The sequence below is a fragment of the Psychroserpens sp. S379A genome (assembly GCF_049800755.1).
Lineage (GTDB): Bacteria > Bacteroidota > Bacteroidia > Flavobacteriales > Flavobacteriaceae > Psychroserpens.
The window spans coordinates 779,614-791,746 of sequence record NZ_JBNAFQ010000002.1 but is presented as its reverse complement, the minus strand read 5'-3'; the positions used below and the strand labels follow the sequence as shown (position 1 = coordinate 791,746).

Below are 12,133 nucleotides of genomic sequence, written 5' to 3'. Positions count from 1 at the left end.
ATCAAAGTTAGAATAATTTTATTTATTAAATAAAGAAAAGCCCTTATGTTTATAAGGGCTTTAATTTGATATTTATAACTTAGATTAACCGTTTGGTTGTAATTTAGCTTTCTTTTTAGAGTGCGCTAATAAGTCATACTGTTTTTGTGTCTTAAAAGTAGGTTCGTTATTATCTGCTACAGTATCGCTTCTTTGTCCTGAAACTGTTAATAATACTACAGCTAATAATAGAAATGTAATTTTTAGGGTCTTCATGATTTTACTATTTAGGGTTATTAAAATTCTAATTTTGTTAATAATTAAAGCATCAAAAATGCCAGACGAGGGAAGAATGGATTATTAATTTAATTAGGCAAAACAGCCAAAAATTGTAAAAATTTTGAGGGAATTTTAAATGCACAAATGCATTTAAATAATAAAATGGATTAATAAAATTACCTTGATAAGTGATTTAGGGGCTTATGAAGGGCTGTAAACATACTACTTTTTATATCAATTTCATAAAAAAAGACGACGAAAAGCTTAATTTTATCGATTAAATGCAATTTTAATGCTTTTTAATGTTCATTTCTTGTTAATAACTTTAATCTAGATTAGTTGATATTTGGATTAAAAGGTGCAGGATCTTGATTATCTGGAGTGCCATCTAAATCTGAATCTCTTACATCATCTGAAATTACTAATAATTGCCAATGCAATGGCAAATACGTATTCATTACCAAATTATCGTAGTCTGCTGTTGGGCCAGATGCTAAAGTCACAGAAATAAATGTGTTGCCTAAACTTGGCATGAAATGCGTTTGTACAGTTAATAAGGCTGTAAAGTTTCCAAATCTTATCAAACGAGCTCCAGATGTTGTTAAAAATCCAAACTCTGTTGATTGCTGATTTGATGTACAAATTACTTCAGGAGTTGCATTAAAGCCATGAAAAGCCATAACTTGGTTAAGTTCAAACGCGATAACATCATTGATTTGTATTTGACCAACAAATGGACTTGATGGAATATACCTCCATATTACATTATTATCATTTCTAAACACGTTTACACCTATCGTTCCTGTTTGTAAATCTGTTATTTCTTGAGCAGAATACCCTTGAGGCATTGTAAATCCTAAAGCTGGATATTGCGAATGAATGAACTGTTGACCTGGATTAGCAATTGTTGGAATTTGAGCTAAGCCAGTAGGAAGGTTATGAGCACTATCCCAATACACAGCTTGTGGTCCAGCCAAGCCATTACAAATTTGAGAATTAAACTGCTGCAAATTTTGTTGATCATTATTATCGTCATCTTTACTACATGAGCATAATAATGTAATTAATGTGAATAAAAGTATACGATTGATAGTTTTCATAAAGATAGAATTATGGCGTTTATAATACATCGTGACTAAACAAAAATGTCATCCGTTAAGTATTTAATCTTTCCTAATTGTCTTCAATAACAGTTAACCAAATATCCCAAGAACCATTGCTATTAGATATATCACCATCATTTGAATTGGAGCTTCCGATAACAAAAAGACGATTGTCTAAAACAACCACATCTGAAGCACCTTCTGATTCGCTTCCTCCAGCATACAATTCGTCTATTTTAGAGAAATTAGAAGACAGCTTAACAATCCAATAATCGGTTCTGTTTATAACATTACTTGAGGAATATATGTTAGAATTAGAATCGCCAATAATATAAAGTCCAGAATTAGGTAATTCTACTAAGGCTTTTGCAATATCATATCCAGGACCTCCTAAGCTAACTTGAGACGTAATATTAAGAGCGTTATTTAAAGTAAACAACCAAACATCGATTTCACCAAAACTACCACTAGTTACATCATTTCCTGTTCCATTGATGTTAGATAATACCACAAGATTTCCATTATGCAGTTTTTGAATTAATGGAGCGCCATCAGATTCTGGAGAACCATAGGTTCTATCTTCAATCCATCCTCCATTTGCATTGATTTTAAAAATCCAGATATCACCAGGAAGGTAATGATCAACATTTCCATTGGTATCTAATTCCACAGCTACTAATGATCCACCAACTAATAGGTCACCATTATCCATTTCGATAACAGAACTTAATGTTTCATTACCATTAGAACCATATGTACTAGACCATAACAAGTTTCCACTCTCGTTAATTCGGGCAACAATAATATCTGTTGTGGTATTCAAAAAGTTATCCGGAAGCGGTTCGGTAAGTTTAGTTCCAGCAATAATTAAGTCTCCATTAGACGCTTCAATTAAGTCGACAGTTGTATCATTTATATAGTTAGATCCGAGTGTATTACTCCACAAAATATTGCCTTCAGAATCAAGTTTAACAATATACAAATCCATATCCAAGTCATTACCACCAAATTCAGTAAATCCTGCAGCAACAAAATTTCCATCTTGAGTCGCTATAACTTTTTCAAATCCACCAACACCAGAAATTCCTAAATGTTGTTCCCACAAAATCTCAAAATTTTCATCAACACTAACAATGTATGGCTGTTCTTGATTATTAACACCACAAATAATAAAGCCTTCACTATGTTTTACGATATCTATGCCGAACTCATCACCAGCACCACCAATAGAAACTTCATTTATTAAAGTTAAACCATTTAAGTTTTGATTTTCGTCTTCTTGATTATCATCGCTTTTACTACAAGCGAAAAGGAAAGAAATAATTGCTAAAAAAATAATGTATCTAAATGCTTTCATGATAGAAGTTTTATTATCATCGAAGCATGGAAAAATTGTCATCAAAAAAGATTATAAAACAAAAAAGCATCCCGATTTTCTGTTAAGAAAAAAGGAAAGCTTCTCATCGGTAAGCTCTTAATAAGAGACTTACAACTCTAGGATTACTCCTAGAACAACACAACTATTTTCATTGCTTAAAAAAAGCTCTAAAATTTTAGAGCTTCTTTTTTAGCAATTTTTTGCGGTCTGGACGGGACTCGAACCCGCGACCCCCTGCGTGACAGGCAGATATTCTAACCAACTGAACTACCAGACCGTTGCTTTATTGCGAGGGCAAATATACATTCGATTTTTAATATCACAAACCTTTTATTAAAATTTTTGACAAATTTTTTAAATAAATTTTTGCCGCTCTACCATGTAAGTCGTTAATATTTTATCAAACGACTGATTAATGTCTGCTTCAACGTATTTTATTTGATACTGTCCACATTTCAATCTAATGCTCTTAAAGTAATCATTTACAGCGGTTTCATAACCTTCTTTAATCGTATCTGGATACAGATTAATATATTCATTAGTCTCTACATCAATAAATCGTTTTGGCGCATTATCAAAATCAAATTTTAACTCCTTTTCTTTATCAATAACATGAAACAACACTACTTCATGCTTATTATATTTTAAATGTCTTAAAGCTTCAAATAATTTCACATCATCAGTAGAGGTTTGAAACATGTCTGTAAAAAAGAAAATTAAAGAGCGTCTATGGATGTTTTCTGCTATTTGATGTAAGTAGGTATATGTTTCAGTTTGTTTATTCAAAGGTTTTGAAACAACTGTATTACTTAACTGACTTAATAACATTTGATGATGACGTTCACTGCCCTTTTCTGGCGCATAATAATCGTAATCATCACTGTAAATGCTTAAACCAACTGCATCGCGTTGCTTTTTTAATATATGCATCAATGATGCTGAAGCTAAAGCAGAAAATGCAATTTTATTCAGATTTGAAATACTGAAATTCTTCATTTCAGGATAGTGCATTGAACTACTATTATCTACTATAAGATGGCAACGTAAATTGGTTTCATCATCGTAACGCTTCGTGTAAAGCTTATCGGTTTTTGCGTAGAGTTTCCAATCAATATGACGTGTGCTTTCCCCTTGATTGTAAATTTTATGTTCGGCAAATTCAGCAGAAAACCCATGAAACGGACTTTTATGCATTCCAGCTATGAAACCCTCTACAACTTGCTTTGCTAATAGTTCTAGATTTTTAAAACCTCCTGCTTTATTAAGTTCTACTTGTAAATTCATTTTAATAGATATTAGACCGCTTCGCTTTTAAAATTAAGACTTACTGGTACAATGTATAGAAATATTTTCTCTAAATTCTATGACCTTTTATCTAGATGACCTTATCTACAATTCCATAAGCAACAGACTCTTCTGCTCCCATCCAATGATCACGATTAAAATCTTTAATCACCTTGTCAAAATCTTGTCCGCAATTATCAGCCAAAATTTGAGCGCTTAATTCTTTTGTTTTCAAAATTTCCTGAGCTGTAATTTCAATATCACTAGCTTGCCCTCTTGCGCCTCCACTTGGCTGATGAATCATAACTCGAGCATGTGGTTGTATAAAACGTTTTCCTTTGGTACCAACAGACAACAAAATAGAACCCATCGAAGCTGCTAATCCAGTACAAATGGTAGACACATCACTATTTAATGATTTGATACAATCGTACATTGCAAATCCCGATGTTACATAACCTCCTGGACTGTTAATATACAAATGAATGTCTTTGGTCTCCAAAGCATCTAAGTACATCAATCTGTCAATAACATGCTTGGCAGATTTATCGTCAACCATTCCCCAAAGAAACACTTTACGGTCTTCTAGTAATTTACTATCTATTTTATCTTGAGTTTTTGCTTGCTTGCTCATATGTTTTTTACATCTAATGTTAATAATACCTAAAAATAAAAAAAGGTTCACCATAATGGCAAACCTTTTATCATTTCTTTTAGATACTATTCTACAATAAAGAATCTATTGCTTCTGTATACGCATTTTTAGGTGCAACACCTACTTGACGTTGAACCACTTCTCCGTTTTGAAATACCAAAACCGTTGGAATATTACGTACACCATATTTTGCTGCAAACTCTTGGTTAGCATCAACATCTACTTTACCTACGACAGCTTTGCCGTCGTATTCTGTACTGATCTCATCAATGATTGGTCCAACCATTCTACATGGTCCACACCAAGCAGCCCAAAAATCAACCATTACTGGCTTATCACTTTTTAATACTGTTTCTTCAAACGTTGCATCTGTTATTTCTAATGCCATAATTATCTATTATAAATGTGTTTAACTTTAATTTAATACACAAAATTAGTCAAAAATTTTGCCAAACCTTACAATGACAGCATTTGTTTTGATTATGAAGTTATTGAATACTTATATAATCATCTTTGGGGTGTATCACTATGTCGCAAAAGCTCCATAGTGTCAGGCTTTCCGTTATATCTTTTTTTACAAAAAGGATGTCACTTCAATCCTTTACACAATCAAAAAAGCAACCAAAAAGCTGCGTATTAAAATTATTACTGTTATTTTAGCAACCGTAAAGTTGCATATTAATCAAAAAACGAATATTATGAAAGACAGTATCATTAAAGAAAAACTATTTAATCATCCTATTGATAAAGTGTGGAATGCTATTTCAAAAGCCGAAGAAATATCAACGTGGTTCATTCAAGCCGATTTCAAAGCTGAAAAAGGGTATCAGTACACCTTCACTTCTGAACCTAACGAAAAAGGATGCACAACCATTAGCGGAACAGTAAAAGAAGCTAACCCTTATGTATTAGTATATACATGGATTGTTGCTAATACTGAGGTAGAAACCACTGTCACTTGGAAACTTGAACCTGTTGTTGAAGGCACCAAACTTCATCTAGAACATTCAGGAATTTCAAACTATACTGGAGACACAGCTATTGCAATGTTTGAAAGTTTTAATGGAGGCTGGGACAACTGCATCGATGGCTTATTAACTTATCTTAAAGACGAAGTTAATGCAGGATAACATCACCAAATTATTTAAAGCCATTGCAGATCCAACAAGGCGTGAGATATTTCACGCCTTAATTATTGCAAGTTCAACATTGTCGATCTCTCAAATTGCAAATCAGTTTGATATGAGCAGACAAGGCGTTACTAAACATATCAAAACTTTAGAAAAAGCTGGTTTAATTACTTTAAACAACAAAGGTCGCGAACGCTTTTGCTATGCCAATGCAAAACCACTTAGTGAATTAAATAAATGGCTAAAATTCTATGAGCAATTTTGGGATGATTCTTTAGATAATTTAGAAGATTATTTAGACAATAAACCTTCTTAAATTCTCACCTTTTTGTTCTTGAATTGTGGAGCCAAACAAACAACTAATTCAGTTTATAATACACATTTTCATTATCCAATTCGTGCAATAGTTCTTGAGAAATCTTTACTTTCTGTTTTCGGCTAGGTAAGTTCAATTTAATTTCTTCGTCATTGTCATAAATCACAAAATTTAAAGCATGACTCCCTTCATGTATTTTAAATAAACTTTGAAGTCTGGTAATTTGTTCTGCTTTAATTTCTTTAATATTAAGTTGAACCGATAGCTTTTTAGCATAAGTATCCATCACATCATGTAATAACTGAAAGCTATTAAATTGTAATCTCGGATCACTCTTCTTTCCTGTATCACGATTTACCCAACCTTCTCTTACATAACATTTCACATATACAAAACTGTTCTTCACTAAAAAATGTCTAAACTTTAAGTATTCTTCTCCAAAAATTCTAAACTCGTAACTATCTGTATAATCTTCAATCGTAAACAAGGCCCAACCTTTACCCTGTTTACTCACGCGATGCTGAATATCTGTTACAACACCTCCAAAGGTAATTTCTCGGTTAACATAGTTTTCTAACTCATTAAAAAGTGCTAAACTCCCATTACAAAATGTTTTCATTTCGACTTTAAAATCATCTAAGGGATGCCCAGAAATATAAACACCAACCACTTCTTTCTCTTGTGCTAATTTTTCCATTGTTCCCCATTCTTCACAAGGAGGAACAATAGGTTCAGCAATTTGCACTTCACTTGTTGCACCAAACAAACTCACTTGTGCTGAATTCTCATTCTCTTGATGCTTTGCTCCATATTTAATGGCTTTCTCTAAAAATGTAATCCCATCACCATCATCGTGAAAATATTGCGCACGATGTGTATCTCCAAATCCATCAAAACCTCCAGCTAACGCTAAATTTTCAAAGGCTTTTTTATTAGCAGCTCGCAAATCGATTCGTTTTGCTAAATCAAATATCGATTTATAATGACCATCGTCTTTGCGATGTTGCACAATAGTCTTTACAGCACCTTGACCTACACCTTTTATCGCTCCCATTCCAAAACGAACTGCACCATCTTGGTTTACCGAAAATTTGTAATAGGACTCATTTACATCTGGTCCTAAAACATCTAAGCGCATACGCTTACATTCTTCCATAAAGAAAGTCACCTGTTTAATGTCGTTCATGTTATTAGACAATACAGCAGCCATATATTCTGCTGGATAATGCGCTTTGAGATAAGCCGTTTGGTAAGCAATCCATGCATAACAGGTGGAGTGTGATTTATTAAAAGCATAACTTGCAAAAGCCTCCCAATCTTTCCAAACCTTCTCCAAAACTTTAGCATCATGACCATTAGCACTGGCTTGCTCAATAAATTTGGGCTTCATTTTATCCAGTACAGCAATTTGCTTTTTACCCATTGCCTTACGAAGAATATCGGCTTCACCTTTTGTGAAATCGGCTAACTTTTGCGACAATAACATTACTTGCTCTTGATAGACTGTAATTCCGTAGGTTTCTTTGAGGTATTCTTCCATAGCTGGAAGATCATACTCAATAGCTTCGTCACCATGTTTACGACGCGTAAAACTCGGAATGTATTCCATTGGACCAGGACGATACAACGCATTCATTGCAATTAAATCCTCAAAAACTGTTGGCTTCAATTCTCTCAAATGCTTTTGCATTCCTGGAGATTCATATTGAAATACACCAACGGTTTCTCCTTTTTGAAACAACTCATAGGTTTTTTCATCATCTAAAGGAAAGCTTTCTGGATCAAGCTCAATACCATGTTTTGCTTTTACAATTTTAACCGTATCCTTAATTAAGGTTAAGGTTTTTAATCCGAGAAAATCCATCTTCAGCAAACCTGCATCTTCAACAACAGAGTTATCAAACTGCGTCACATACAAATCTGAATCTTTAGCTGTAGCTACTGGAACAAATTTTGTAATATCATCTGGCGTAATAATCACACCACAGGCATGAATTCCAGTATTTCGAACGGAACCTTCAAGCGTTCTTGCCAAGTTAACGGTTTCAGATTCTAAATCACTTCCATCAGCAATATTGAGTAGCTGATTTACTTTTTCTAAATCTTCAGCTCTGAATTTTTTACTCAATTCTTTTTCATCTAAACCAAAAATCTTATTTAGTTTAGACATGGTCGGAATCAACTTAGCAATTCTATCGGCATCAAATAGTGGTAAATCTAAAACTCTGGCAGTATCTCGAATAGAAGATTTTGCTGCCATGGTTCCGTAGGTAATAATTTGTGCCACTTGATTGGCACCATATTTTTCAATCACATACTCCATGACACGACTTCGTCCTTCATCATCAAAATCGATATCGATATCTGGCATACTAATACGATCTGGATTAAGAAAACGCTCAAAAAGTAAATCGTACTTCAACGGATCGATATTGGTTATCCACAAACAATACGCAACTACTGATCCAGCAGCCGAACCACGACCTGGACCAACAGACACATTCATATTTCTAGCCTCGCGAATAAAATCTTCAACGATTAAGAAATAACCTGGATAACCTGTGTTTTCAATAACACTTAGTTCAAAATCCAAGCGTTCAGTAATATCATCAGAAAGCTCTTCACCATAACGTTTTTTTGCACCTTCATAGGTGAGATGTCTTAAATATGCATTTTCACCACGTTTTCCTCCATCGGCTAAATCGGCTTCATCTTTAAATTCTTCAGGAATATCAAACGCTGGTAATAATACATCACGCGCTAACTGAAACGCTTCAACTTTATCAACAACTTCTTGAATATTAGTAATGGCTTCAGGAATATCTCGAAACAAGGCTTTCATTTCTTCCGAAGACTTAAAATAATACTCCTGATTAGGCAAACCATAACGATAACCTCGTCCGCGTCCAATTGGAGTGGCTTGTTTTTCGCCATCTTTTACACACAATAAAATATCGTGTGCATTAGCATCTTCCTGATTACAATAATAGGTATTGTTGGTTGCTATAATTTTGATATCATGCCTTTTAGCCAGTTGAATCAATACTGGATTAACACGATTTTCATCTTCTTGATTGTGTCGCATCAATTCGACATACAAATCGTCACCAAAAGTGTCTTTCCACCAAATCAATGCTTCTTCGGCTTGGTTTTCTCCAACATTTAAGACTTTACTTGGCACTTCACCATAAAGGTTTCCTGTTAAGCAAATGAGGTCTTCTTTGTATTGTTCAATGAGGTCTTTATCAATTCTTGGCAAATAGTAAAATCCGTCAACAAAGGCATGAGACGATAACTTTGCGAGATTGTGATACCCATTTTTATTTTTAGCGATTAAAACAATTTGATAACCATTATCTTTTCGAGATTTATCAGTATGGTCTTCACACACAAAAAACTCACAACCAATAATAGGTTTGATTTCTTTTAAATCTGAAGTTTCGCCTAGTTCAATAGCTTCAGCTAGTTTTGCTTTAACAGATTTGTTATAATTATTTACGGCTTTCACAAAATGAAACGCTCCCATCATATTGGCATGATCGGTTAAGGCTACAGCAGGCATATTTTGTTTAGCTGCCGCATTAACTAAATCTGAAACACTAATGGTAGATTGTAATACTGAAAACTGAGAATGGTTATGAAGATGTACAAAATCGACATCTGCTAAGCCTGAAATATTTTGTTGTATTTCGGCATCTGAAATATCATTAGTTTGAGCCTTTTGAAGTCGCTCATTAATTTTAGCACTTTCCTTCTTGAGATTGATGTGCTTTAGCCCAATTAACTGAATCGTTTGCGGATTCTGGGTATTAAAATTCTGAAAATAATCAGGCTGAACATCGAGTTGTTCTTTTGTGTATTCTCCTAACCGAATCAATTCTAAAAAGCAACGTGTGGTTGCTTCCACATCTGCTGTTGCATTGTGTGCTTCTGCAAAAGGTGTATCAAATAAAAATTGATGTAATTCTGTTAAGGTTGGTAACTTAAACTTTCCGCCTCGACCTCCAGGAATCTTACACAACTCAGCAGTATGTTCTGTACATGTATCTAAAACGGGAAGCTCTTGTAAGTTATTTGCTAAATCTTGTCGAACAAACTCTGCTCCCATGATATTAAGATCAAACTTCACGTTTTGACCAACAACAAATTTGGTTTTAGAAAGTGCAATATTAAACTTCTCTAAAACTTCTTCTAAAGGAACACCTTGCTCTTGAGCTAATTCAGTAGAGATTCCATGAATTTTTTCAGCATCATAAGGAATATTGAAACCTTCAGGTTGTACTAAATAATCTTGATGATCGATACAATTACCCATATCATCATGCAATTGCCATGCAATTTGGATACATCTTGGCCAATTATCAACATCTGTAATTGGAGCATCCCAACGTTTAGGCAAACCAGTAGTTTCGGTATCGAAGATTAAATACATTAGTGTAGAATTGTTTGTTATTTAGCAGTAAAATCTAGCTTATAAAATTACGAAGAAACTCTTCTTTTTTAAAAGGAAGTTATGAACAGTTTTAAACAAAAAAGTCAGCTCAATTGAGCTGACTTAAATTTAAGTTTATATTATCCTAATTATATATTATCTAAATAATCTGGAATACCATCTGTATCTGTATCTACAGCGTCAGAAGGGTCGCCATCCATATTAGGATCTGCATCTTCGTTTGCTGTTAAAATCCCATCACCATCATCATCATTATCTAGATAATCAACATCTCCATCACCATCTGTATCTATAGGATTTCCATCTTCGTCTTTTGCCTCATGTATGGTTAAAACTCCATCACCATCATCATCGTCATCTAAATAATTAGCAATGCCATCACCATCAGAATCGTCATTATCAAGATCTCCATCACCATTAAAATCTTCAAAAAAGTTTGGAACTCCATCACTATCATCATCACCACAATCTAATTCGTCTAATATTAATTGAATGTCTCCATTCGTATCTCCACAAAAATCAATTTGTTCTTGTAAATACAATTGATAATCTAAACAAGCTGAAATGTAATTCCCAATAGTTGCACTATTAAATTCAGCTTCAGCAGTGTTTCTATTATTTACTGCAATCTGACATGGAAAAACACAGGCATTTAAATTATCTATTTCATTTTGTAATGCTCCACCAATATCACCACAATATAGTCTTTGAGTTTCTAAAGCTGCCGCAAGCGCTTCACAAGCCATAATATAATCTGCACTATTCACATAAGTAAGATCAGGTGCAGTTGTAGCATCAAATGCTGCTTGAAGTAATTCTGTTTGTTCTTCAGCATCTACACATGTAAACACCATCGAAGGAAATGATCCTGAAGTTAATGGTACTCTGTAAAATATACCTCCTCCTATTGGATCTTCACCAGTATCATTAGGATTGTCAGGATTTTGCTGCTCTGTTACACCACCAAAGTTAACCACATTTCCATCTTCATCATAAGCATCAAATTCAAACCTTCCTGTAAAAGTATTATTAATAATTTCGTCTAGTTTAATAAAACCATATTCGTTATAAATATCAGAATCAGGTCTGTTATTAGTAGAAAACACTGTTCCATCAGCAGCGATAAATCTACCTTCCATAGATTCAACATCGCCCAAATTATACGTTCCAACAGCAGCCGAAGGTATTCTAAGTATTAATGTTTCTATATTATTTCCTCCAGTAATGGTTAAATACCCATTGCCATCTATAGCAGCATTAAAATATTCAGCACTCCAAAGCACATAATCTTTTGTTCCTTGTATTGCAGGCGTATTAAATTCTACTTCTTCACCACAACTTACAAAAGTGAATACTGTAATAAAAAGTATAGCTAGTCGTTTCATTAGTTTCAATTTTTCTTCCTCTAAAATAAAAATGAGGCACATTTTTTAGGTAAATATAACGTTTTAGAACTTCCAAAAGTATAATAAAATTTCCAAATTACTTAATTTGAAAAAAATGTTCTAATTTAAATAATTGTATTATCTTTGCGCTCTCATTAATAATAGAGGTCG

General features: G+C 33.6%; 10 protein-coding genes and 1 tRNA gene. 2 read left to right on the top strand and 9 right to left on the bottom strand.

Annotation, left to right across the window (positions count from 1 at the left end):
* Positions 1 to 84: 84 nt before the first annotated feature.
* From ACP15M_RS08325 to trxA, 7 genes are all read right to left on the bottom strand, one after another.
* A complete protein-coding gene (locus tag ACP15M_RS08325; protein ID WP_425076731.1) occupies positions 85 to 255 on the bottom strand; it encodes a hypothetical protein in 171 nt (56 codons plus the stop codon).
* Positions 256 to 593: 338 nt separating this feature from the next.
* Positions 594 to 1,358, bottom strand: a complete 765-nt coding sequence (locus tag ACP15M_RS08320; RefSeq protein ID WP_425076730.1) for a hypothetical protein — start codon at positions 1,356 to 1,358, stop codon at positions 594 to 596.
* A 73-nt stretch (positions 1,359 to 1,431) separates the two neighbouring features.
* Positions 1,432 to 2,718, bottom strand: coding sequence for a hypothetical protein (locus ACP15M_RS08315; RefSeq protein ID WP_425076729.1), 1,287 nt, complete (start codon positions 2,716 to 2,718; stop codon positions 1,432 to 1,434).
* Between the two features lie 224 nt (positions 2,719 to 2,942).
* Positions 2,943 to 3,016: transfer RNA gene (locus ACP15M_RS08310), tRNA-Asp, on the bottom strand.
* A gap of 77 nt (positions 3,017 to 3,093) precedes the next feature.
* The gene (locus ACP15M_RS08305) at positions 3,094 to 4,023 is read right to left on the bottom strand and encodes a DUF58 domain-containing protein (protein WP_425076728.1); all 930 of its coding nucleotides are present in this window, start codon (positions 4,021 to 4,023) and stop codon (positions 3,094 to 3,096) included.
* A gap of 91 nt (positions 4,024 to 4,114) precedes the next feature.
* A complete protein-coding gene (locus ACP15M_RS08300) occupies positions 4,115 to 4,657 on the bottom strand; it encodes a ClpP family protease (protein WP_425076727.1) in 543 nt (180 codons plus the stop codon).
* Between the two features lie 91 nt (positions 4,658 to 4,748).
* Entirely contained in the window at positions 4,749 to 5,066 is a 318-nt protein-coding gene (trxA, locus tag ACP15M_RS08295; protein WP_425076726.1) for a thioredoxin, read from the bottom strand.
* 310 nt (positions 5,067 to 5,376) lie between these two features.
* Here trxA and ACP15M_RS08290 point away from each other — a divergent pair, with 310 nt between their 5' ends.
* Both ACP15M_RS08290 and ACP15M_RS08285 read left to right on the top strand, forming a co-directional pair.
* A complete protein-coding gene (locus ACP15M_RS08290) occupies positions 5,377 to 5,808 on the top strand; it encodes an SRPBCC family protein (protein WP_425076725.1) in 432 nt (143 codons plus the stop codon).
* On the top strand, positions 5,798 to 6,124 hold the full coding sequence (locus ACP15M_RS08285) for an ArsR/SmtB family transcription factor (RefSeq protein WP_425076724.1): 327 nt from the start codon (positions 5,798 to 5,800) through the stop codon (positions 6,122 to 6,124). Before ACP15M_RS08290 ends, ACP15M_RS08285 begins: the two co-directional genes overlap by 11 nt.
* A gap of 43 nt (positions 6,125 to 6,167) precedes the next feature.
* Here ACP15M_RS08285 and dnaE read toward each other — a convergent pair whose 3' ends face one another.
* Both dnaE and ACP15M_RS08275 read right to left on the bottom strand, forming a co-directional pair.
* A complete protein-coding gene (gene dnaE / locus ACP15M_RS08280; protein ID WP_425076723.1) occupies positions 6,168 to 10,556 on the bottom strand; it encodes a DNA polymerase III subunit alpha in 4,389 nt (1,462 codons plus the stop codon).
* 149 nt (positions 10,557 to 10,705) lie between these two features.
* Positions 10,706 to 11,962 carry a DUF6252 family protein gene (locus ACP15M_RS08275; protein WP_425076722.1) on the bottom strand — a complete coding sequence of 419 codons (1,257 nt, stop codon included), beginning with the start codon at positions 11,960 to 11,962 and terminating at the stop codon, positions 10,706 to 10,708.
* Positions 11,963 to 12,133 lie beyond the last annotated feature (171 nt).

Coding starts and splice junctions, on each gene's coding strand:
- ACP15M_RS08325 (WP_425076731.1), bottom strand. CDS start 255: ATGAAGACCCTAAAAATTACATTTCTATTATTAGCTGTAGTATTATTA.
- ACP15M_RS08320 (WP_425076730.1), bottom strand. CDS start 1,358: ATGAAAACTATCAATCGTATACTTTTATTCACATTAATTACATTATTA.
- ACP15M_RS08315 (WP_425076729.1), bottom strand. CDS start 2,718: ATGAAAGCATTTAGATACATTATTTTTTTAGCAATTATTTCTTTCCTT.
- ACP15M_RS08305 (WP_425076728.1), bottom strand. CDS start 4,023: ATGAATTTACAAGTAGAACTTAATAAAGCAGGAGGTTTTAAAAATCTA.
- ACP15M_RS08300 (WP_425076727.1), bottom strand. CDS start 4,657: ATGAGCAAGCAAGCAAAAACTCAAGATAAAATAGATAGTAAATTACTA.
- trxA (WP_425076726.1), bottom strand. CDS start 5,066: ATGGCATTAGAAATAACAGATGCAACGTTTGAAGAAACAGTATTAAAA.
- ACP15M_RS08290 (WP_425076725.1), top strand. CDS start 5,377: ATGAAAGACAGTATCATTAAAGAAAAACTATTTAATCATCCTATTGAT.
- ACP15M_RS08285 (WP_425076724.1), top strand. CDS start 5,798: ATGCAGGATAACATCACCAAATTATTTAAAGCCATTGCAGATCCAACA.
- dnaE (WP_425076723.1), bottom strand. CDS start 10,556: ATGTATTTAATCTTCGATACCGAAACTACTGGTTTGCCTAAACGTTGG.
- ACP15M_RS08275 (WP_425076722.1), bottom strand. CDS start 11,962: ATGAAACGACTAGCTATACTTTTTATTACAGTATTCACTTTTGTAAGT.